The organism is Streptomyces sp. NPDC059002 (assembly GCF_042740435.1).
In the GTDB taxonomy this organism is placed as follows: domain Bacteria; phylum Actinomycetota; class Actinomycetes; order Streptomycetales; family Streptomycetaceae; genus Streptomyces.
In genome coordinates this window covers 90,308-109,949 of sequence record NZ_JBHYJI010000011.1, presented here as the reverse complement: position 1 = coordinate 109,949, position 19,642 = coordinate 90,308, and the positions used below count along the sequence as shown (strand labels likewise).

Here is a 19,642-nt window from a genome sequence, read left to right as displayed (position 1 = left end):
CGGCCAGCGTCGCATCCAGCGCGCGACGGAGGCGCCCCGCGGACCTGCCGGGCCCTCCGACGTCCGCGTTTCGTAAGGACTACAAGCCCGAAATGTCCTTTTCTGCTTCGTAAGGTGAGCGGCATGCGCCTCTCCCCCTCGACAGATCCTGCCGTGCCCGGAGCACGCGCCGTCCGGGTCGACGTCGTCCTCCCCTGCCTCGACGAGGCCGCCGCACTGCCCTGGGTCCTGGACCGCATCCCCGCGGGCTGGCGGGCCCTCGTCGTCGACAACGGATCCACCGACGGCTCGGCGGACATCGCGCGATCCCACGGCGCCACCGTCGTCCACGAACCGCGGCGCGGCTTCGGAGCCGCCTGCCACGCCGGACTCATGGCATCCGACGCGGACATCGTGTGCTTCTGCGACTGCGACGCCTCGCTCGATCCCGGACTCCTTCGGCCTTTCGTACGCGATGTCGCCGACGGAGCGGTCGAGCTGGTCCTCGGGCGGCGGCGCCCCCAGGAGCGCGGCGCCTGGCCCGCGCACGCCCGGGCGGGCAATGCGGCGCTGGCCAGGATGCTGCGGCGCCGCACGGGCCTGCGGCTGCGCGACCTCGGCCCGATGCGGGCGGCCCGGCGCGAGGCCCTGCTCGGGCTCGGCCTCACGGACCGGCGCAGCGGCTATCCGCTGCAGATGGTGGTGCGCGCGGCCGACGCGGGCTGGCGCATCGAGGAGCGGGACGTCCCCTATCTCCCCCGCACCGGGAAGTCGAAGGTCACCGGGACGTGGCGGGGGACGTGGCACGCGGTGCGGGACATGAGAGCGGTGCTCGCCGAACCACCGCGGGCCGCGGCGCCGGACCCGGCGGGAGATGCACGATGACCCCGGACACCACCTTGCTGGTCATCGCCAAGGAGCCGGTCCCTGGGCGGGTCAAGACCCGCCTCACCCCGCCCTACACCCCCGAGGAAGCGGCCGAACTGGCCGCGGCGGCCCTCGCCGACACCCTCGACACGGTGCGCGCGGCACCCGCGTACCGCCGCGTCCTCGTGCTCGACGGACAACCGGGTCCCTGGCTCCCGTCCGGCATCGACGTGGTCCCGCAAGGCGCGGGCGGCCTGGACGAACGGCTCGCCGCGGCCTTCGCCGCCTGTACCGGTCCGGCCCTCCTGGTCGGCATGGACACCCCCCAGATCACCCCCTCGCTGCTCGCGCCCGCGCTCGCCCCCGACGCCTGGCGGGACGGCGACGCCTGGTTCGGTCCGGCCGTCGACGGCGGCTTCTGGGCGCTCGGCCTTGCCACGCCCAGGCCGGAACTGCTGCGCGGCGTCCCCATGTCGAGACCCGACACCGGAGCCCGGCAACGGGCCCGGCTCGTCGGTGCCGGACTACGGGTGCGCGATCTGCCCCTCCTGCGCGACGTCGACACCGCCACCGACGCCGACCTGGTCGCCGCCGCCGCGCCCGGCAGCCGTTTCGCCGCCGCCCTCACCCGCCTCACCGCCGCGTCCGGCTCGGCCGCCGGAGGCGGTCGATGAGCACCACCGTGCCGCCCGGCACCGTCCACGCCACCGGATCCGGGCCCGCCCCCTGGCACGCGGACCCGTACGCGAACGCCCTGCGCAACGGCCACGGCCCGCTGTTCCTGCGCCGCACCGACGGCTGGCTGCTCCCCCTGGAGGTCGAACGCTGGTGCGCGGCTCCTGGTCCCGCGGACCTCTCCGCGCTGCGGCGCTGCCAGGGCAGCGTCCTCGACATCGGCTGCGGTCCCGGGCGGCTGGTCGCCGCTCTCGCGGCCCGTGGCGAGCGCTCTCTCGGCGTCGACGTCAGCGAGGCCGCCGTCGACCGCACGCTCCGCCTGGGCGGCACGGCACTGCTCCGCTCCGTCTTCGACCCACTGCCGGACGAGGGGCGTTGGGGCACCGCACTGCTCATCGACGGCAACGTGGGCATCGGGGGCGACCCCACCGCACTCCTGGCCCGCGTGGCCCAACTCCTTGCCCCGGGCGGCCTGTTGATCGTCGAGACCGCATCGGTGGACGTCGACGAGCGCGTGGAGGTGTGCGTGGACGACGGACGCGGCTCACCGGGCGAGCTGTTCCCCTGGTCCCGGCTCGGGGCCGCGGCCCTGCTGTGCCGCGCACGTCCGCAGGGCTGGCGCCTTGCCGATCAGTGGACCTCCGAGGGCCGATGCTTCCTGGCGCTGCGTCGCCCCCGTACCGCACGAAGCGCCCGCCACAAGGCAGCGGCCGCGAACAGCACGGCTGTGATGAGCAGCCAACGGGTGAGGAACACATCGGCGGGCAGCCCCGTCGTGGACGCGTAACGCTCGGACCGCCCTGCGATCAGCGGGAACCAGACCAGCAGCAACAGGCCGGAGAGGAAAGCCGGTACGCGGACGAAGGAGACCCACCGCTGCCGGGCGGCGGCCCGCAGGGCACGGTCGGCAAGGGAGTACAGCGGCACGAACACCAGATCGTGCACCACCGCCGCGCCGACGAACCAGACGGCGATGAGCAGCCAGTCGCCGCCGAGCAGGCGCACCCCCGCATAGCCCGCGACCGCGAACGACCCGAGCAGGACGAGCAGTTGCAGTGGTCCCTCGCCGTACCACCGCCGGAAGCGATCTTTCACCGTGCCACCACGACGCGTCGTCATCGCAGTCCTCCGAAGGCCAGACGGGACACCCATTTGGTGTTGAGCACGCCGGGCGCGGCCGGGACGATGATCCGCGCCGGATAGCCGTGGTCGGGCGACAAGTCCTCGCCGTTGACCTGCAGGGCGAGAAGGGAACGCGGATCGCGGACCTGGTTGTCGCGCAGCGCCGCCTTGCGGAACGCGCCGTGCCGCTGCAGGGATTCGACGAGGACGCCGGGCTCCGCTCCCTCCTCGTATCCGGCCAGCACCGCGAGGTCCCGCAGCCGCACCCCTCGCCACCACTGATCCGAGGTCGACCACCCCTCCACGCACGCGATGGGCAACGCCGCGCTGTGCAGGGGAAGTTGCAGCAGGTCCTCTCGTGAGAGCCGGACGACACCGCCGGGGCCGTCGACGACCAGCCGCCACGCCTCCCCCGTGTCGACCGGCCCGACCCCCACCTTCGCGGCCGTCTTGTTGATCTGGAACCCGTTCGGCCCACTCCCCGGATCCGCGCCGCCGTGCGGGGCCAGCAGCGCGGTGCGGCGCAGGATGCCGTCGAAGCTCTGGCCCGCCGTCGTCACGAACAACAAGGCGGAACCCGCACCGACCATGCCGAGCGCCCCGCGCCGGGACACGGTCGGCTCGGCGGGGCGGGGCGACACGAGCCCGCCGTCCTCGTACGGCTCGGGGCCGGGATCCCGCAGCCGGGCACGGAATCCCTGCTCGCGCAGGACGCGCACCGCCTTGGGCAGCCGCAGCACGACATGCGCCACGAGAGCGCCGAAGAACACCCAGGCGCCGTAGAAATGCAGCGGATAGAAGGAGCCCGGGAAGAGGTACTCCAACTGGACGTTGAGCACGCCGGTGACGAACTCGAACAGGGCGCCGCCCACCAGCAGGAGCAGCGACACCCGCTCCAGGGCATGCCCCACCGACCGCGCCGGAGGCAGCGCGAAGAGCTTCGGGATCACCGACCACAGCTTCGCGAGCAGCACCGGGACCAGCGTGATGCCGACCGTGACGTGCAGGCCCTGGTTGACGCGGTAGAGCCAGTGCGGGTCGGTGGGCCAGTCGAAGAGGTAGAAGCCGAGCAGCCCCTTGTCGGGGGTCTTGTCATTGACCGCCGACAAGTTCGGGTTGTACGCGGCGTACGACAGCAGACCGGTGACGAACACCACCGTCAGACCGGCCAACAGGACGACCCCGAGGACCGAGGTGAGCCAGGGGCCGCGCAGCGGACTGCGCCAGAATCCAGGAGCGGCCGGGGAAGTGATCCGTGGAGCGGGAGGCATGGCTCGACCGTATGCCGCACCCCTGCCCGCAGCGGGTCCACGACTCATGACGAAACGCTGACGTCCCACCGTCGACGACCCGTCCAGGCCTCACCTCCGCCTAGTGCTGTGACCGGGAAGGTTCGCCGGGTCTGTGTCCTGTTGGATGCGCTCGGCGACACCGGTGGCGGTGATTCGCGCTTAGGATCTTGAGCCCACGACTGGATGCCGGAGGGCTGGGATGGAAGAGCCGCAGATGCGCCTCGGCAGTGACGCCGACCCCGTCGGCTCCGGGGTCGGTCATGCCACTCAGCTGGCTGCGGTCCGCTCGGCCAGGGCTTTGGCGCGGGCGAGGCGGTAGGACTCGGTGCCGGTCTGGATGATGGCACCGTTGAAGGTCAGGCGGTCGACGATGGCCGCGCAGAGCCGGGGGCCGGTGAAGGTTCCCGGTCACGGCACGAGCCACCGGGGCAAGGGAGCGAGCCCGCCAGAATCTCCGTAACAGGGCCGCTGAAGCTGGCCGGACCCGCGCGATCGGAAACGCGCCCGCGACGCCACGGCAATCCGGGGCGGGGGGCGATCCCGCCAACCGCCCCGCGTCCCCACCCACCCCACGCGCCGCGCCCGCTCCTCCTCCCGGAATGAGCCGAGGGCCGCAGCCGGAATCCGTAAGCCGCTCAACAACACTCCTCGGTAACCTCTGGCGTCTTCCATCCCCCTGCCTGACGTCTCATCAAGTCGGCAGCTTCTTCCCTGAGATGGCGGAGCCTTGTGCGCCTAGGTTTGCGTACGGCGTCGGGGAAGTCCCCCGGACCAGAGCTGAAGGGGTAACAGATGGCAGACGCGCGCTTCCTCCCCGAAACCAGCATCAAGCGCAACCAGGCCTGGACGTCCGGCAACGGCCGCATCGCCCTGCGCCTCCAGGAAGACGGCAACTTCGTCCTCTACCGCGACGACAAGTCGATCTGGCAGGCGGACAACGTCTACCCGCGCGGCTTCAAGGCGGAGTTCGCGATGGATGGCAACCTCTACGTTTACGACGACCAGGGCGGGCTGGTCTGGCAGGCCATCGACCCCAAGTCGGAGAAGTACCCCAATTACCGGGGCACGCTCGCCGTGCAGGAAGACGGCAACGTGGTCATCTACGACCCCCGCGGCGTCGGTGAACCGAAGTTCGCGATCTGGGCGACCAACACCGGTAGCTGACCCCGGCACCACCCCCGGCCCCTCCCGTGGCGGCAAGGCCGCCCGCCCGGAAGGGGCCCTTCGTATGTGGCCCGCGTGCAACCGGCCTGAGCGCCACGAACACCACCCCGGCGAACCTATGCGGCCACGGCACTAGCGTGCAGATGTGAGCACCACAGAACACACCGGCAACCGCCGCGACCTGGCCGCGGCCGGGTGCGCGGCCCTCCTCGTCGCCATGGCCATCCTTGTCGGCACCCGTATGGAGCACAGCGACGGATCCCTCCACCTCAACTGGCCACCGCTGTACGCCACGTGGGACCCGCACATCGGACCGGGCACGCCCGCGGCACTCGCCGTCGCCACCGCCGTCATCGTGTACGCCCCGCCGCTCGCCGCCCGGCTTCCCTGGCGGCCGCTCCTCCTGACCGCCTGGGGCACGTCCCTGGCCTGGATCTGGTCGCTCGCCCTCGTCGACGGCTGGCACCGCGGTGTCGCGGGGCGGCTCACCACCAAGTACGAGTACCTCCAGGTCATCGACCGCTTCGAAGACATCCCGGGAACGCTGCGGGACTTCACCCGGCACATCCTCATCGACTCCCCCGATCCCTGGCCCGCCCACACCGCGGGCCACCCGCCGGGCGCCACCCTCACCTTCGTCCTCCTCGACCGGATCGGACTCGGCGGCGGCGCCTGGGCCGGGGCCTTCTGCATCACCGCGGGCAGCACAGCGGTGGTCGCCGTCCTGATCACCCTGCGCGCGCTGGCCGACGAGGCGACCGCCCGCAGGGCCGCGCCCTACCTCGTCCTCGCGCCCGCCGCGATCTGGATCGGCACCTCCGCGGACGGCTACTTCGCCGCCGTCACCGCCTGGACGGTCGCCCTGCTCGCGCTGGCCGCGACGCGTACGACCCGCTCCCCCGCCGCCGCGGCCCTGGGCTCCGGGCTCCTCCTCGGCCTCACCTGCTATCTCTCCTACGGCCTCACACTCTTCGCCCTCGTCTGCGCCGCCGTCCTCCTCATCGCCCGCACCCTGCGCCCGGTCCCGCTCCTCCTGGCCGGATTCGCCCTCGCGCCCCTCGCCTTCACCCTCGCGGGCTTCAACTGGTGGGAGGCCTACCACCTGCTCATCGAGCGCTACTACCAAGGAGCAGGCGGCATCAGGCCATACGGCTATTTCGTCTGGGCCAACCTCGCCTGCACCGTGCTCGTCGTCGGCCTGGCCTGCGTCGCCGGCCTGCGCAGGACCCTGGCGTCCGCGCCGACCGCGGTCCGGCACGCGGCCACAGGTCGGACCACGGCCCCCGACCGTCTGATCACCCTCGTCCTGGCCACCCTGCTGGCGCTGGCCGCCGCCGACCTCTCCGGCATGAGCAAAGCCGAAACGGAACGCATCTGGCTGCCCTTCGCCACCTTCCTCCTCGCGGCCACGGCACTCCTGCCACCGGCGGCCCGCCGCTCCTGGCTGACCGCCCAGGCCCTGCTCGCCCTCGCACTCAACCATCTGCTGTTCACCGGCTGGTGAAAGGTTGCGGGCGGACCAGGCCAGCCTCAACAGCCGGACGGTTCCGGCTGGTTGGCACCTGCGGACCGGGCCGCCGGGCAGGTGCGTGAGACGATCGGAGAAAAACAGAACACAACGAGAGGAATTCCATGGGGGACACAGCTCGGCTGCATGCCAGTGCGGAACTGGCGGGGGTACTGGAGCGGATCGACGCGCTCGGCGGGATGCTCGATGAACGGGCCGATGCCGCCGAGGAGTTGGGGAGACTGCCGCAGGACACGGCGCGAGCGCTGCTGGACACCGGGATCATACGGGCCGAACTCCCCCTGAGCCTCGGCGGATACGAGTTCGCGCCACGGCAACTCATCGAGACGGCCGAGCGGCTGAGCTACTACGACGCGGCGGCCGGGTGGACCATGTTCGCCCTGCAGATGGTGACCGGGACCACCGCGGCGTACCTCTCCGGGGACGCGACGGCCGAGCTGTTCCCCGACGTACCGAACGGGAAGTACGCGCTGCTCGCCGGGCACGGCACACGCCCCGGCCGGGCCGTCCCCGTGGAGGGCGGCTACCGGGTCAGCGGCCAATGGCAGTTCGCCTCCGGGATGGCGCACGCCACCCACATCCACAGCGCCATCCAGGTCGAGGACACCGGCGAGATACGGGTCCTCGCGATGCCGAAGTCACAGGTGACGCTGGATGGCAACTGGGACGTGCTCGGCCTGCGCGCGACACACAGCGTCGACTACCACTGCACCGATGTGTACGTACCGCACGAGTACACCTACGTCGCCACCACGAACACCCCGGCCACCGGCGGCGCCCTCTACCGCCTCGGCCTGGTCAACATGGCAGCGATCGGCCACACCGGCTGGGCCCTCGGCGTCGCCCGGCGCCTCCTTGACGAGCTGAAGCGCGTCGCCGCGGCACGCACCGGCTCACCGGGCGCCGCGGTCGACACCTCCCAGTTCCACGCCGAGTACGCGACGGCGGAGGCCAAGCTCCGGGCGGCCCGGGCCTGGATGAACGACGTCTGGCAAGACATCGAACAGACCCTGGACCAGGGCGAGTTCCTGAACACGGAGCAGGACACCCTGATCCGCCTCGCCCTGAACCACACCACCTCGACCGCCTCCGAGGTGGGCCGCACCGTCCACCACTGGGCCGGCTCAGCAGCCATCCGCCGCGGCCCGATCGACCGCTTCCTGCGCGACCTCGGAACCGGCGCGCAGCACATCACGTCGAGCCCGGTCGTACTCCAGAACTGCGGCAGGTGGCTGAGCGGCGCGCTGCCGGAGGCGCGGTGGAGCTTTCTCGATCTGGCGTGACCGTCCCCGGGGGGGCAGGCAGGAGCATGCACGCTCCCCCTCGCGCAGGGTCAGCGCGTCGACATAGCAACTTGGTTTGACCTACGTACAACCTCGACTACGTACACGGGAACGCGCCGATACGAGACTTGGGCGCCACCCCAAATGCCGGAGCTTGCAGACAGTCACGACCCGAAGGACACATCGAGACGCCGCGAACAGGCCCGTTGCCCCAACTCCCGTACCCTCGCAAGCCACTTGATCACCACGTTCCGTGACGTCTCTATGTACTCAATCGAGCGTGTCCGTCACATCAGGGCCCGATCACCAAGGCCCTCCCCACTCACGCCACCCGCCCCTAGCCTGGGCAATGAGCACGTACCGACGCTTCTACCTGATGCGTCACGACCCAGCGGGGAGGCGCCGTCATGGCTCTGGTGATACCGCACGGACTTGCACAGCCAGTAACCACGGCCCTGCGCACACTTCCCGTCGTGCTGGTGGTGCTTCTCTCGACCCCGGCTTGGATCACCTGGCCGTTCCTGTCCGATCAACGCCAACAACGGGTGATACAGGTGATCAGGGAACTCGCCGCATGGGCGAGCCATGATCCGGTTCGGCCGGCCAATTCGCAGAGTGCGGTGGCAGCCAACACCGCGATTCCTGAGTTCTGATATGGAGTGTGCTGCTCTGTCAAGGCCCACCGACCTTCGCTCCGTGCACATCCGGCACCCCCTGAACGGCACGGCAATGCCAACCCAAACACTGTCACCAGGCGCAGACAGTGGATTGCGGTGCTACAGGCGGTCCGAGGGCAGTGCCGTTGCACCGTTGGTGCGGGCGTTCTGAAGGTTCGCTTGGGCGACATGGCGCGCGCCCAGCAGATTGGTGCCTTTCAGGTTCGCCTCGCCCAGGTCCGCGCGGCGCAGATCCGCCTCGCCCAGGTAGGCATCGCGCAGGTCCGCTGCAGCCAGGTCCGCGCGGCTCAAGTCCGCCTTGCCCATGTACACACGGCGCAAGTCTGCTTCGTTCAGGGACGCGCGGCTCAAGTCCGCTTCAGCCAGGTCCGCACCGTAGAGCTTTGCACCCGCCAGGTCCGCGCCACGTAGGTTCGCCTCGCCAAGGTTCGTACGGCGTAGGTCCGCCCCTCTCAGGTACGCGCCGCGCAGGTTCGCACGGTAAAGATCGGCACCCCACAGATTCATCCTGCTCAGGCCCATCGTGCCTGCAGTCACACCAGGCAGGTGCGCGCCATGGAGATCCACGAGGAACTCCTTGCCGTCGCGAGCAGGATTGCGGTTGCCGAGGACCGTGAAAGCCGCCTGCACGTCAGCGGCGACGTCCTGCCCTCGGGGAGGCGGAGCGGCGGCGTGGACGCGGATGTAGGTGGCCAAGACGTTGGCGATGGTGACGTGGTCGCGGGGCGAGTCCTGCATGATGCGCTGGAGGGCGTAGATGCCGCCCAGGCGCACATCCATCTTCCCCGCTCCGAGGTTTTCCACCGCCGCGGTGTACCGATCGGTGATCTGGCCTTCCTTGGCGAGGGCCCTGTCCGCTCGCGCTTGGCTGTTGGTCTGCCGTGCCTGGACATTCGAGTACCAGAGCCCGGCAACGGCCACGAGGGAGGCCACCAGGACCGAGATCAGCTCGATGCGTCGGGCCCAGTCCAGGACTTCCGGAGGCGGGTCAACGCCTGCCTGTTGCGGTCGCCCGCGGCGGGCAGCCGACTGCGGACGGATCCGGGGAACGCGCCGGTTGGTGCGATGCGGTCGCCGACGGCGGCCGGACGAGAACGACATGCCTGCATTCGACCGTGCGCCATGCGCGGCCCAGGGCTCGGCAGGAACAGTTCACACGATGGGATGGAAGCGCGCCCCCGCCCTTCTCCACGCCCGCGATCAGCTCAAAGGCGCTCCATACGCTCTACGTGCGTCTTCAGTTCGACCGGCAGCCGGGTGGAAGGCGTCGGGCAGACCGAGACGATCTGCGCCACGGACAATGGCGGTGTCTTCCGCAGACCGGCTCCCTCCAGGGCGGCTTTGCCCAAATGGGCACCGGTCAGATCAGCGTGATCCAGTCGAGCGCCGCGCAATGAAGCGTGACTCAGGTCCGCGCCTTGGAGATGCCCATTCGACTGCACGCGGGTCGCGGACGTTGCGTCGGAAACCGGGGTCGCTCAGGGCCGTCAGGGCGTGCTGCACTTCGGCACTCGGTTTGTGGGGAGTACTCGGAGTCCAGGCGCTCCATCGCTTTCGTGAAGCGGTCGGTGACTTGGCCACACCGAGCCGAGCGATAGCTGAACCCGGTGTACACCAGAGCAACGCTCGCTCCACCTACGGCAACCAACTCCAGAGCTGACCATCGCACCTTCTTCCGCATGCCCCATCACAAACCTGGACGACAGCGACCGAGGAAGAGGCTGAGTGCGCTCGAACGTACGGGGACCAGCAGCGCCGTTACCGCGGAAGGACACATCCGGCAAGGATCGCGGACGGCGGTCACATCGCCGCCACAGTGAGCAGGACCTCAGGCGTCGCCGTCGTCCTCGAAGAAGACCGTGCCGTGTTCGTCGAGCGTCGGGTGGATGCGCTCGGGGTCGTGGCCGTTGGTGTCGGACGGCCGCGGCCCCTCAGGGCCGTTGTCGCCCCAGCGCAGCAGGCGGCGGACGCGAGCGATCCGGTAGAGGGTGCCTTGGACCTCGATCTGGTTGACCCGGCCGGTGCGGAGCCGATCGGAGGCGTCGGCGTACGCAGCCAGCTCCGAGTCCGCGGTGGCGGCGCCCGCGGCCATGAGTGTGCGGGCGTCGACGTCGAAACCGGCCTGCAGAGGAATGAGGCCACGCCTGCGCGGCTGCCAGTGCGTCAGGGAGTAGTCCAGCGTCTTGCGGGCGCCGTGCGCACTGGTGTGGAGACCGCTGTCCCGCTGCCATCCGGTGGCGGTCTGTTTCACGATCAGAAAGGCCGTGGGGAGCAACAGGACGTCGGGGTGGGTGTCCCTGGCCTGACGCGAGTCGCGCAGTACGTCGTCGGGGTACTGGGCGCCGGAGTAGGCCATGTCGCACAGCATCAGACGCTCGGCGGCCTGGGCGGGGGTGACGGGCGTGGCGGGATCCAGGACCAGATCGTCATCGACCTCCAGGTCCCGGGAGCTGTGGTTCCAGTCGGGGATGACAGGTTCTGGATCTGTCGGACGGGGTTGCTCGATGCCGTCCGGGCCCATCCCGGTGTATTCGTCGGCGCGGACGACGCGGTAGCGGGTCCCGAGCACGGTGAGTTCGTCGACGCGCTCGTTCTCCAGTCGAGTGACTGCCGTCAGCAGGGCACGTCGCTCGGCTCGATCCTCCGCGTCGTCCTTCGCCCGGAACCACAGCAGTGAGTTCAGGCTGTCGCGGGCTTCCTGCGGGCAGCCCGCTGTCACCGCGACCACCACCCGCCACCGCTGCCCGCCCTCCGCCGTCTGCGCGGCCACCCCGAACAACGGGCCGCGCACCGCCACCTTGGTGGCCTGCATGGCGTCGACCGCATCGGCCTCCACCGCGGATTCCACCGGTTCCTGCGGAATCCGAACGACCACCGGCCGTGCACCGCCGGGCTTCTCACGCTTGTGGTCCATGCCTCCATCCTGCCGAGCGTTTCGGCACCGGGTCCGCGGCATCCATGAACTTCCCTCCCTGGTACGCGAGTTGCCGCCGAACCCATGGTGCTCTTCAGAACAGACTGACGGTCCTGGTACGTATGGTCCTTTGATCCGGGGCAGGGGCAAGGCAAAGAGTTTCCGCAGAACATGGTCAGGCGGAGCGGGTGAACCGCTCGTCGATGTCTGGGATCCAGAAGCACAGCTCCAGAGTCTTGAGCCGCGCCCAGTGCTGCATTCTGCGCCCTTCCCTGACCGCCCCCACCGCACCGGCAGCCGACAGTGCCGCGCAGACGCCGGCGAGCAAGGGCCGGTCGGCAGGCACCAGTTCCGCCAGGGCGGTCAGCATCACCAGGAGCAGCGTCAGTGCGATGTTCCGCAGCATGAGCGACAGGCCCCGCAGCCTGAGGACTTCACCGGCTGTCTCCTTGTTGTGCTGCTCGGCTGCGGCCAGGAGCAACGGCAGGTCCGCACGGACGAAAGGCCGTTCCCGCGCCTGCGGCACCCTGGCCATGAACTCCTCACGGGCTGCCTGCCCTCCTCGGTGCCACCGCGGGAAGAGCTTCTCCATGACCACGCTCAGCGGGTAGGTGACGTGCCCGAGCCCGTAACTCGCCCCAACGGCGCCGATGACCACGAGCGCCGCCGGGCCCGAGGTCAGACCAGAGAGGTCGGCGACGTCGAGCCGGGCCAGGACATAGGCGACCAGGGAGAGTTGGAGCCCTCCGGGTATCGCGTACGTGAACACGTCGAAGATTCCGAAGGCGAAGGGCATCGCTTCTCCTGCGTGGCTCATGGCTGTCGGGGCGCTTGCGTGGCGGAGCCCGCGGCCCAGACTTCCGTGGCAACACTTGGTGGTGCTGGATCCGTTGACAACGAACTGAGTCATCAGCGTCAGTTGTCTGGCGGAGAGCAACCGTGGCGTGCGGCAGACGCGCTGGCGAAGCCTTGGAGGACCGCATTGAGTGTGTGCTTGTCGGAGGCGCCGTGGCGGCGCACGTCTTGCCCCGTACCCGTCGCGATGCGTTCGATGGTGCAGAACGCCTCACCGACCGCACCCGGACACGACCCCTTGAGTGGGCGGGCGTCCATGGGCACCTTCACGGCGAGCGAGCCACCACAGCGGTCCCGCAGCCCGTCCTTGTCCCCAAACCAGGCCAGCACCCTGCCCCCGCCGCCACTGCCAGGGTGTTCACCCCGACCAGCACCGTCCACCTCAGCCTTGTCATGGCCCCTCCCGCACGGTGATCAGGAGGACGCTAACAGAGCGCACGCCCACGGTGACGGCCACGGCGGGTGCGGGTCGGCGGCAATGAGACCGATCGCTCCTGAAACGGCCCGCACTGCGGCAGGGAGCAACCGCTGTGATGTGGCATCAGGCAGGTTCCGCACGGAGAGCGTCGGGCCGACAGCGAGGTCGGCCCGACATGCCCGCACGAACCGCAGGCCGCAGCCTGCGGGGATGTGGACCTATTCCGTGCATCCGTTGCACAACAGCCTTTGGATTCAGCTGGACGACGTGACCGAGGGCCACATGCCGAACCACTGCTCGGCGCCGCACTCCTCGAACCGCTCCACCTCTGTGAACCCCAACTTCGCCGCGAGGCTGCCGGAGTTCGGTGCGGCATGGCCTGACCGTGTGCCGGTACAGACGCAGGCGAAGGAAGCCCATCCGCTCTTCGCCGAGTACATCGACGCTGCCCGCGCGCTCGTCTCCGGTGAATCACCCCGCCCTACACGGCGTCGGACGAGCGGCAGTCCAGTTCATCGCCTCCCCCCCATCGGGCAGGTGCTGGTCCCCTGACGGCGCGAACCGACCGTACTCCCGGGCGAACCAGTTGGCCGGTGCGGCTCGCACCGCGTGCATGCGTGCGCGCGTCCGGTCAGACCGCCTCGCCCAAGACCGTGTCGAGGCGCTCCAGGACATGGGGCCAACCCTTGCTCATTCCTTCGTATGCCTGTCGGCCCATCGGGGAGTCGAGGTCGAAGCCGGCGTGGGTGAGGACGAGGCGGGTGCCGTTGCCTTCCGGGCTGAGCGTCCAGGTGATGGTGGTGTCGAGGGTGCCCTCGGCGAATCGGTAGGCCAGTCGGCGCTCGTCCTCGACCTCGGTCACCTCGCAGAGCTGGCTGCCGAAGTTGCCCATGTCGAGGGTGAAGCGGTGCCCGACGACCGGCTTGACATCGCCGGCGGCCCACCAGCGGGCGTGCAGGTCGGGGTCGGTCAGGGCCTTCCACACCGCCGCCGGGGTGTGGGCCAGGAACTTCTCGCAGGTGATCGTGCCGTTGTCGTTCTCGGTCATTGCTTGTTTCCCTCTTGCTCGTCCAGGAGATCGGACAGCTCGTCCAGGCGCTGCTTCCAGTAGCGCTCGAACGGATGCAGCCACTCGCCCACCTCGGCCAGCCGGGCCGGTTCGAGGTGGTAGAAGCGGTGTCGGCCGCGCGGCTCCTCGCGCACCAGTCCGGCGGTACGGAGCACCGCCAGGTGCTCGGAGACCGCTGGCCTCCCGAGCTCGAACAAGCCGACCAGCTCCCCTGTGGAGCGAGGCCCGTCACGCAGGCTTTCGAGCAGTTTGCGGCGTACTGGATGGGCCAGCACACCGAACACATCGGCAGGCATGACGACAGTATGCGTCGGAAAAATCCGACGCGTCATGAATCTCCGACGCGTTCGCGAAGGGCTGGGATCAGGTGAGGAGCCAGAGGAGGCGCACTGGGGCCTGTCCGATCGGTGGGTGGCGAGCCGGGCTGCCGATCGTTCAGGGCGCTGCGGGGCGGGGAAATCTCGCCGAGGCTGCATGGGACCGGCTGGAGCCGCACTCGCCGGTGAACGTTGGTCGCAGCGGGCCGCGGAAGCATCACCGGCAGGTCATCAACGGGATCTCGTTCCGCATCCGGACCGGTATCCCGTAGCGGGACCTTCCAGGCAGGTTCGGGAACTGGCAGGCCTGCTAGGGGCTGTCTTCGGTCGTGATCAATCTGCGGTCTTGTCTGTGTCGTGTGACGTGATCCGGTCGTTCGTTATGCATGACGCGGGCGCAACTGACTGTTGAAGCATGGGAGTTCGTCAGGCCGCACCTGCCGGTCGGCGCGTACGGTCCGTGTCCCGGGCGGCTGCGGCAGCAGTTCGAGGGCGCGGCCTGGCGGTTCCCGACCGGCGGGCAGTGGCGGGAGATGCCCGCCGGGTTCGGCACCTGGTCCACCGTCCACAACCGCTTCCGCCAGCGGCGCGACGCCAGTGTCTTCGAGGCCTTGCTGGAGGGCCTGATAGCCGAGGTCGCGATGCGCGGTGAGGTGGACCTGTCGCTGGTCAGCGTGGACTCCACCACCGCTCGCGCTCACCATGACGCCGCCGGGATGCAGCTCGGCGACGGCGCCCTCGCCGCCCTGGAGAAGGTCGCCGCCAAGGAGAAGGCCAGGTCAAAAGGGGCGACCGCGGAGAACAAAGCGGGCACGACACCGACCTCTGCAAGGAGAGGAACACCGTCGAGCGCCTGATCAACAAGCTGGAAGCCTGGCGGGGCAGCGCCACCCGCCATGACAAGACCCCGGACAGCCATCTCGCCGGCCTGTATCTCCGCGCCTCCATGATCTGGGTCAAGGACCGTGCACGATGTGGTCGAGCGACTCAGTCGGCTTCATGCCTTGACCCATCGCTTGAGCAGCGCCAAGAAGGCCGTCTCGTTCGCCTTGATGTCGGCCAGGTCCTTGAACGTGACTACTGCCCGGTCGCTGGAGCGCCACTTCATCAGGCCGGTGTCGTCGGCGAAGGAGAACGATTCGGCGCCGTCCTTCACCTTGGCACCTCGGTGGAGGATGAGCTGGATGTCCTTGGACTTCAGCTGGAAGGTCACCCGGTCAACGCCGTCATAGCAAAAGCTCGGTGCGTTCCACTTCACCTGCTCGGTGATCTTCGGATCGACCCGCAGGATGGCGGCGCGCAGGTACTCGACGGCCTCCTTCTGCGGATGATCGACTGCCTCCATCAACTGGTCGACCTTGTCGCTTTGGTTCGTCATTGTGTGCGGGTCCCTCTTCACGGTCGGCAACGGGATGCCCCCCGCCGATCAACATCGTGGCACGTCGATGCAGCTCCCGCCCATGACGACAGCCTCAGCCCCCGGCCCTGGAAGCGGTGGCCGTCGTGGGTGCTTCTTGGAGAGACTCTTGGGCATGCCTGACAACTCGCTGTTCGTCGCTGCCCTTACAGGTGTGACGGCGATCGCGGCCAGCTCGCTGGCGAGCTGGCTGACCAGCAGGGGCAACGCCCGCGCTGCTCGAGTCCAGGTCGATGCGACGACTGAGGCGCAGCGCCGCGAAAGCACCCGTCAGACTCGACGGGCCGCTTACCTGGGCCTCATCGAGCAGGCCCAGGTCGTCGCTGACGGGCTCCGGGGAGTCGACGGCCTCTCGACCACCGAGTCTGAAGCCGTCTTGACCGCCCACCGCACCCGGCATCAGCAGTTACGTCGGGCGGTGACGCTGATTGATCTGGAAGGCCCTTCCACGGTCCAAGTCGCAGCATCGAATTTGTTGATCATGTCGGGCACGCTCACCACTGCTCTGGCGGCCATGGCCGAGAACGCCGGCCGGGAGAACCGCCGTGAGTTCCAAGAAACGTTGCGTGCCTACATTCGGCTGATCACGCCCTTCGTCGACGCAGCCGCCGCGGCACTCAATGAGACGTCAGCGCACCGGTGAACGAAGTCGAGCGGCTGATCAGCCGGTGAAGGCCCACCGGGCGGGTCAGCGCCAGTGGTTGTTGCTGGCGTGGTCGCCGGCGAGCCAGCGGGCGAGGTCGGCGTGGGCGGTGGCGCGCCGCTCGGCGTCGATCTTCTCTACGTCGGGGTGGTCGACGGCAAACTCCAGCACCAGCCCGTTGGGGTCCGTGATGTACAGCGAGACGCAGAACCCGTGGTCGATCACATGGGCGTTCGCCTCCGCATGGCCGGACGCGGCGATGCGCTCGCGCATGGCTTCCTGGACCTCCGCCTCGACCTTGAAGGCGATGTGGCGTACGGGGGTGGAGTTGATGGCGGTCTTGAACTCCTTCTGGTCCTTGGGGTCGGCGAACTGGAAGAAGGCGAGTGCGCTGCCGTCGGCCAGGCCGTAGAGGGTGTGACTGTAGACGCGCTCGGCCCCGGACAGCACCTCGCGCTCGGTCCACGTGGCCACCAGGGGCAGGCCGATCACGTCCTCGTAGAAGCGCCGGTTGGTTTCCTGGTCGTCGGTGATCCACGCGTGGTGGTGGAGGCGGAGCGGCAGGGTCTGGCTCATTGCGGGTCATCTCCGTTGGTCGGATGGGGTGTTGGGCCGGTCACCTGGGTGGTTGCCGACGCTCCGTCCAGCATGCCGCGCAGCTCTGTTGAACGTTAAATCATTTTGGGCCATTGTTCGCAGCCGGGGCGTCGGCCGCGCGCGGCGCGAGCGGAGCCTCGGAACGCGAGGGCTCCGACCTGGCGTGAACTCCACCGCAAGTGGAGTTCAGCCAGCGGCAATGACGGTGCGCTCCGGATGGATGGTCACCGTGCCCGTGCGTAGCCCGTTCCAGCCGTATCCGGTTCCGTTGTAGCGAGAGGTCTCGCACGACCATCGGAGGTTCCCGGCGCAGAATGAGCCGATGCCGTCCAGGTAGGCGCTGATCGCCCGCCCCTTGGGGCCGGCTGACCCATAGCGTCGGCGCAAGGTGGCAACGGCGTCCGCCAGTCTGGCGTCGGCCCTCTCGACCATGGCTGCGGACTCGTCGACAGCTTCCTGGAGGGTCTTGCCCTGGGCGCGCAGAAGGGTGGCCACCACATTGAAGTAGTCGCCGTTGAAACACTCCCAACGGGCCGAGTAGATGTCGTTCACCAGCATGGCGTGCTCCACCGCCAAGTCCTTGACCGCGGCAAGCTCTTCGTCCCGCTCCAGGTCCTGGGTGAGGTCCAGGTCCAGCACGTACTCGATGCAGGTGATGTACGGGCGCAGCCCCACGTTGCTGCGGCGCACGGCGAGGTAGGTCTCCAAGTCGGGGACTTGTCCGGTGGTGCGGAACTCGTTCTCCCGCTGCGCTCCGGCGAACCAGTTCTGCCAATCGGCGAGGTACCGCCGATAGACACCCTCGGGCATGCGTGCGTGCAGAGTAGACCAGATGCCGTGAAAGGCCCGCCCATAGGGGTGCTGGTCGCTCTCCCAGTCGGCGTCGACCTCGTCGAAAAGGCCGCGTTGGAGCAGGGCGACATCATCCACTTCGAACATGAGCGAGGTGACACATGAGGAGTGAGCAACCCGCTCGGGCAGGCCCACGGAAAACACCATGGACTCCCACAGCGGATAGCGGTGTTCCAGCATGCGGCCAAGCGACTCCGGATCAGCAAAGGGAAGGAACGCCATCACCCAGGCGGCGTTGTGCTCGTAGATCGTGGGGTAGTCGGGATTCACCTTCGCCGTGGTGGAACACGCGAGAGACGGAAGATGAAGCGATTCCCCCGAAATCAGAAGCTGACCGGAGGCTGTCGTGTCGTCCATGGCGGCTCTCCCGGCGTCGCGGCGTCGATGGCGAGAGTTTCGGAAGCGGAGTGAAGAGCTGCGCCACAGCGTACGGCTGTTGCCTGCGTGAACGGAGGCTCAGAACGGGCATGCAAGGGGCGCACCGTTGCAGTCGGATGTCGGGCGCCCACGAAGTATCACCACCCCAGGCCTCCAGGCCTGTGGCGAGTTGCCCGTCTCCACCCCGGCATCCGGGGTGGGAGCACCAGTCAGTCGTCGACGCCGAGGTCGACGCGCATGGACTTCCTCAGCGCCCCCACGGAGGGCCAGACCTCCCGGTGGAGATGCCTCTCCAGCTCCGCCAACTCCTCTGCGTACCTGGAGGGTTCCGCCCCGTACCTCTTGAGATCGCCGTACGCGTGGTTCAGTCGCCTCTTTGCCGCGCGGGAGACGCCCAGCACCGCATTCGGGACGACCATCTGGGCTTCCGCGTAACTGTCCCGGTAGGTCATCCTGGCCGCTTCCAAATTCTCCAGGGACGCGGCAACGCCCTCGTCGTGTTGCAGCGCGTGAAGGTAATTCCCCATCTCCGTCAGGTACTGGCGCGCGGCGGTATTCAACGTGATGTAACAGGTGCGCCGCCGCTCAAGGTTCGCGCTCTGACTTTCCATACGCCTGGCACGGTCCGCGCGGCTCTGCGTCAGCACCGCGGCGCCCAGCGTCCCCGCCACACCCACCACGGCGATCCACAACCCCGACCAACTGGCGTCCACAATGCCCCCGTCAGTTCGCACAACGTCACGTCTTCGAGGCCCCGGCGGGACTCTCGGACTCCCCCGGACCGCCGCCAGCAGCCGTGAAGCACGGTCCCCTTCATCATGCCAACAGGTCCGGCATCGCACGAACGCCCGATGACGCTCAGCCCGAAGAACGCGACCTTGGTCCGGATCACCGAGAGCGGCACGCTGGAGGACGCTATAACCAGCGCCATGGCGTGGAAGAACTCGCTCTCCCTGCTCGTGGATCTGGCCCAGGCATAGTCCTCAGCCACTGCGTCCGCTCAAGCTGTCGCCGGACCATTCGGCATAGATCGCCTGGGCCCCAACCATCCCCCGCCCACGGGTAGACCTCCGGATGGCCGTTGCCCCAACACGACTGCACCGCGCTCAAAGCAGTACAGGGCCGTGTCGGGGCGTCGCCGTCAGGTGGTGAGGGTGAGCACCAGCAGGGCGATGGCGGCCAGGGTGGTGACGGCGGCGGGGGCGAGGGCCCCTGCGGAGTCCCCGGCTTTGAGGTGGGAACCTGCGGCGCCGATCATGAGCAGGCAGATCGCGGCTGCGGTCGCGGTCGCGAGGGGGGTGAAGGCGAGTCCGGCCAACAGGCCTATGACTGCGGCGAGTTCGGCGATGCCGATGAGGCGGCTCAGCGGTGTGCTGATGCCCAGGTGAGTGGCGTTCTTGCGAGCGGTGACGGTGTTCAGTGCCTTGGTGGTTCCGGTGAAGGCGAACAAGACGGCCAGCAGAAGGGTCAGGGTGATGAGGGTGGCGTGCACGGGTGGTTCCTAGGCGTTGAGTTGTGGGGTGGCCATCTGTGATGGGTGGCGGCGGGGGCGAGGTGTCGTACTGGTGCAGCGGTTGCGCAGTCGTCGGCCTCCA

Annotated in this window: 22 protein-coding genes and 2 pseudogenes; 11 read left to right on the top strand and 13 right to left on the bottom strand. The window is 68.9% G+C overall.

What is annotated here, in order from left to right; genetic code table 11:
- Positions 1-123 precede the first annotated feature (123 nt).
- From ACFWZ2_RS13205 to ACFWZ2_RS13195, 3 genes are read left to right on the top strand one after another with little or no spacing between them, the layout of a single operon-like run.
- Positions 124-864, top strand: coding sequence for a glycosyltransferase family 2 protein (locus ACFWZ2_RS13205; protein WP_384545168.1), 741 nt, complete (start codon positions 124-126; stop codon positions 862-864).
- Positions 861-1,520 (top strand): DUF2064 domain-containing protein, encoded by a 660-nt coding sequence (locus ACFWZ2_RS13200; protein ID WP_384545167.1) that lies wholly within the window; start codon positions 861-863, stop codon positions 1,518-1,520. The genes ACFWZ2_RS13205 and ACFWZ2_RS13200 overlap by 4 nt, the downstream gene beginning before the upstream one ends.
- A complete protein-coding gene (locus ACFWZ2_RS13195; protein WP_384545166.1) occupies positions 1,517-2,308 on the top strand; it encodes a class I SAM-dependent methyltransferase in 792 nt (263 codons plus the stop codon). Before ACFWZ2_RS13200 ends, ACFWZ2_RS13195 begins: the two co-directional genes overlap by 4 nt.
- 328 nt (positions 2,309-2,636) lie before the next feature.
- Here the strand turns inward: ACFWZ2_RS13195 and ACFWZ2_RS13190 are convergent, their stop codons facing one another.
- Complete coding sequence (locus tag ACFWZ2_RS13190; RefSeq protein ID WP_384545165.1) at positions 2,637-3,914, bottom strand: molybdopterin-dependent oxidoreductase; 1,278 nt, start codon at positions 3,912-3,914, stop codon at positions 2,637-2,639.
- 288 nt (positions 3,915-4,202) lie between these two features.
- Positions 4,203-4,337: pseudogene (locus ACFWZ2_RS13185) on the bottom strand (AAA family ATPase); the annotation flags it as partial.
- Positions 4,338-4,727: 390 nt separating this feature from the next.
- On the opposite strand from ACFWZ2_RS13185, the gene ACFWZ2_RS13180 reads away from it, so the two are divergent.
- From ACFWZ2_RS13180 to ACFWZ2_RS13165, 4 genes are all read left to right on the top strand, one after another.
- Positions 4,728-5,099, top strand: coding sequence for a hypothetical protein (locus tag ACFWZ2_RS13180; protein ID WP_384545164.1), 372 nt, complete (start codon positions 4,728-4,730; stop codon positions 5,097-5,099).
- A 217-nt stretch (positions 5,100-5,316) separates the two neighbouring features.
- Positions 5,317-6,603, top strand: coding sequence for a hypothetical protein (locus tag ACFWZ2_RS13175; protein ID WP_384545247.1), 1,287 nt, complete (start codon positions 5,317-5,319; stop codon positions 6,601-6,603).
- 128 nt (positions 6,604-6,731) lie between these two features.
- Entirely contained in the window at positions 6,732-7,910 is a 1,179-nt protein-coding gene (locus tag ACFWZ2_RS13170) for an acyl-CoA dehydrogenase family protein (protein ID WP_384545163.1), read from the top strand.
- A 407-nt stretch (positions 7,911-8,317) separates the two neighbouring features.
- On the top strand, positions 8,318-8,563 hold the full coding sequence (locus tag ACFWZ2_RS13165; RefSeq protein ID WP_384545162.1) for a hypothetical protein: 246 nt from the start codon (positions 8,318-8,320) through the stop codon (positions 8,561-8,563).
- A gap of 123 nt (positions 8,564-8,686) precedes the next feature.
- Here the strand turns inward: ACFWZ2_RS13165 and ACFWZ2_RS13160 are convergent, their stop codons facing one another.
- The 4 genes from ACFWZ2_RS13160 to ACFWZ2_RS13145 form a co-directional block, all read right to left on the bottom strand.
- Complete coding sequence (locus ACFWZ2_RS13160; RefSeq protein WP_384545161.1) at positions 8,687-9,688, bottom strand: pentapeptide repeat-containing protein; 1,002 nt, start codon at positions 9,686-9,688, stop codon at positions 8,687-8,689.
- Between the two features lie 104 nt (positions 9,689-9,792).
- Entirely contained in the window at positions 9,793-10,029 is a 237-nt protein-coding gene (locus ACFWZ2_RS13155) for a pentapeptide repeat-containing protein (protein ID WP_384545160.1), read from the bottom strand.
- A gap of 386 nt (positions 10,030-10,415) precedes the next feature.
- Positions 10,416-11,501, bottom strand: a complete 1,086-nt coding sequence (locus ACFWZ2_RS13150) for a DUF5954 family protein (protein WP_384545159.1) — start codon at positions 11,499-11,501, stop codon at positions 10,416-10,418.
- Between the two features lie 175 nt (positions 11,502-11,676).
- Positions 11,677-12,297 carry a hypothetical protein gene (locus ACFWZ2_RS13145; protein ID WP_384545158.1) on the bottom strand — a complete coding sequence of 207 codons (621 nt, stop codon included), beginning with the start codon at positions 12,295-12,297 and terminating at the stop codon, positions 11,677-11,679.
- Between the two features lie 687 nt (positions 12,298-12,984).
- On the opposite strand from ACFWZ2_RS13145, the gene ACFWZ2_RS13140 reads away from it, so the two are divergent.
- Positions 12,985-13,326, top strand: coding sequence for a hypothetical protein (locus ACFWZ2_RS13140; RefSeq protein ID WP_384545157.1), 342 nt, complete (start codon positions 12,985-12,987; stop codon positions 13,324-13,326).
- A gap of 79 nt (positions 13,327-13,405) precedes the next feature.
- Here the strand turns inward: ACFWZ2_RS13140 and ACFWZ2_RS13135 are convergent, their stop codons facing one another.
- Positions 13,406-13,822, bottom strand: a complete 417-nt coding sequence (locus ACFWZ2_RS13135; RefSeq protein WP_384545156.1) for an SRPBCC domain-containing protein — start codon at positions 13,820-13,822, stop codon at positions 13,406-13,408.
- Entirely contained in the window at positions 13,819-14,139 is a 321-nt protein-coding gene (locus ACFWZ2_RS13130; RefSeq protein WP_384545155.1) for an ArsR/SmtB family transcription factor, read from the bottom strand. Before ACFWZ2_RS13130 ends, ACFWZ2_RS13135 begins: the two co-directional genes overlap by 4 nt.
- Positions 14,140-14,546: 407 nt before the next feature.
- Between ACFWZ2_RS13130 and ACFWZ2_RS13125 the strand changes: the two are divergent.
- Positions 14,547-15,142: pseudogene (locus ACFWZ2_RS13125) on the top strand (transposase); the annotation flags it as partial.
- Between the two features lie 15 nt (positions 15,143-15,157).
- Here ACFWZ2_RS13125 and ACFWZ2_RS13120 read toward each other — a convergent pair.
- Entirely contained in the window at positions 15,158-15,538 is a 381-nt protein-coding gene (locus tag ACFWZ2_RS13120) for a DUF1801 domain-containing protein (protein ID WP_384545154.1), read from the bottom strand.
- A gap of 154 nt (positions 15,539-15,692) precedes the next feature.
- Here ACFWZ2_RS13120 and ACFWZ2_RS13115 point away from each other — a divergent pair, with 154 nt between their 5' ends.
- Positions 15,693-16,220, top strand: a complete 528-nt coding sequence (locus ACFWZ2_RS13115) for a hypothetical protein (protein WP_384545153.1) — start codon at positions 15,693-15,695, stop codon at positions 16,218-16,220.
- Positions 16,221-16,265: 45 nt separating this feature from the next.
- Here ACFWZ2_RS13115 and ACFWZ2_RS13110 read toward each other — a convergent pair whose 3' ends face one another.
- The 3 genes from ACFWZ2_RS13110 to ACFWZ2_RS13100 form a co-directional block, all read right to left on the bottom strand.
- Positions 16,266-16,796, bottom strand: a complete 531-nt coding sequence (locus ACFWZ2_RS13110; protein ID WP_384545152.1) for a VOC family protein — start codon at positions 16,794-16,796, stop codon at positions 16,266-16,268.
- A gap of 207 nt (positions 16,797-17,003) precedes the next feature.
- On the bottom strand, positions 17,004-18,026 hold the full coding sequence (locus tag ACFWZ2_RS13105) for a terpene synthase family protein (RefSeq protein WP_384545151.1): 1,023 nt from the start codon (positions 18,024-18,026) through the stop codon (positions 17,004-17,006).
- 230 nt (positions 18,027-18,256) lie between these two features.
- Positions 18,257-18,658 carry a hypothetical protein gene (locus ACFWZ2_RS13100; protein ID WP_384545150.1) on the bottom strand — a complete coding sequence of 134 codons (402 nt, stop codon included), beginning with the start codon at positions 18,656-18,658 and terminating at the stop codon, positions 18,257-18,259.
- Positions 18,659-18,898: 240 nt separating this feature from the next.
- On the opposite strand from ACFWZ2_RS13100, the gene ACFWZ2_RS13095 reads away from it, so the two are divergent.
- On the top strand, positions 18,899-19,027 hold the full coding sequence (locus ACFWZ2_RS13095) for a hypothetical protein (protein ID WP_384545149.1): 129 nt from the start codon (positions 18,899-18,901) through the stop codon (positions 19,025-19,027).
- Between the two features lie 161 nt (positions 19,028-19,188).
- Here ACFWZ2_RS13095 and ACFWZ2_RS13090 read toward each other — a convergent pair whose 3' ends face one another.
- Positions 19,189-19,539: a DoxX family protein gene (locus ACFWZ2_RS13090; RefSeq protein ID WP_384545148.1), complete on the bottom strand. Its 351-nt coding sequence runs from the start codon at positions 19,537-19,539 to the stop codon at positions 19,189-19,191.
- Positions 19,540-19,642: the final 103 nt, after the last annotated feature.

What these genes read in the sequence shown, in the direction of transcription:
- ACFWZ2_RS13205 (WP_384545168.1), top strand. Translation starts at nt 124, where the DNA reads ATGCGCCTCTCCCCCTCGACAGATCCTGCCGTGCCCGGAGCACGCGCC.
- ACFWZ2_RS13200 (WP_384545167.1), top strand. Translation starts at nt 861, where the DNA reads ATGACCCCGGACACCACCTTGCTGGTCATCGCCAAGGAGCCGGTCCCT.
- ACFWZ2_RS13195 (WP_384545166.1), top strand. Translation starts at nt 1,517, where the DNA reads ATGAGCACCACCGTGCCGCCCGGCACCGTCCACGCCACCGGATCCGGG.
- ACFWZ2_RS13190 (WP_384545165.1), bottom strand. Translation starts at nt 3,914, where the DNA reads ATGCCTCCCGCTCCACGGATCACTTCCCCGGCCGCTCCTGGATTCTGG.
- ACFWZ2_RS13180 (WP_384545164.1), top strand. Translation starts at nt 4,728, where the DNA reads ATGGCAGACGCGCGCTTCCTCCCCGAAACCAGCATCAAGCGCAACCAG.
- ACFWZ2_RS13175 (WP_384545247.1), top strand. Translation starts at nt 5,317, where the DNA reads ATGGCCATCCTTGTCGGCACCCGTATGGAGCACAGCGACGGATCCCTC.
- ACFWZ2_RS13170 (WP_384545163.1), top strand. Translation starts at nt 6,732, where the DNA reads ATGGGGGACACAGCTCGGCTGCATGCCAGTGCGGAACTGGCGGGGGTA.
- ACFWZ2_RS13165 (WP_384545162.1), top strand. Translation starts at nt 8,318, where the DNA reads ATGGCTCTGGTGATACCGCACGGACTTGCACAGCCAGTAACCACGGCC.
- ACFWZ2_RS13160 (WP_384545161.1), bottom strand. Translation starts at nt 9,688, where the DNA reads ATGTCGTTCTCGTCCGGCCGCCGTCGGCGACCGCATCGCACCAACCGG.
- ACFWZ2_RS13150 (WP_384545159.1), bottom strand. Translation starts at nt 11,501, where the DNA reads ATGGACCACAAGCGTGAGAAGCCCGGCGGTGCACGGCCGGTGGTCGTT.
- ACFWZ2_RS13145 (WP_384545158.1), bottom strand. Translation starts at nt 12,297, where the DNA reads ATGCCCTTCGCCTTCGGAATCTTCGACGTGTTCACGTACGCGATACCC.
- ACFWZ2_RS13140 (WP_384545157.1), top strand. Translation starts at nt 12,985, where the DNA reads ATGTGGACCTATTCCGTGCATCCGTTGCACAACAGCCTTTGGATTCAG.
- ACFWZ2_RS13135 (WP_384545156.1), bottom strand. Translation starts at nt 13,822, where the DNA reads ATGACCGAGAACGACAACGGCACGATCACCTGCGAGAAGTTCCTGGCC.
- ACFWZ2_RS13130 (WP_384545155.1), bottom strand. Translation starts at nt 14,139, where the DNA reads ATGCCTGCCGATGTGTTCGGTGTGCTGGCCCATCCAGTACGCCGCAAA.
- ACFWZ2_RS13120 (WP_384545154.1), bottom strand. Translation starts at nt 15,538, where the DNA reads ATGACGAACCAAAGCGACAAGGTCGACCAGTTGATGGAGGCAGTCGAT.
- ACFWZ2_RS13115 (WP_384545153.1), top strand. Translation starts at nt 15,693, where the DNA reads ATGCCTGACAACTCGCTGTTCGTCGCTGCCCTTACAGGTGTGACGGCG.
- ACFWZ2_RS13110 (WP_384545152.1), bottom strand. Translation starts at nt 16,796, where the DNA reads ATGAGCCAGACCCTGCCGCTCCGCCTCCACCACCACGCGTGGATCACC.
- ACFWZ2_RS13105 (WP_384545151.1), bottom strand. Translation starts at nt 18,026, where the DNA reads ATGGACGACACGACAGCCTCCGGTCAGCTTCTGATTTCGGGGGAATCG.
- ACFWZ2_RS13100 (WP_384545150.1), bottom strand. Translation starts at nt 18,658, where the DNA reads ATGGAAAGTCAGAGCGCGAACCTTGAGCGGCGGCGCACCTGTTACATC.
- ACFWZ2_RS13095 (WP_384545149.1), top strand. Translation starts at nt 18,899, where the DNA reads ATGACGCTCAGCCCGAAGAACGCGACCTTGGTCCGGATCACCGAGAGC.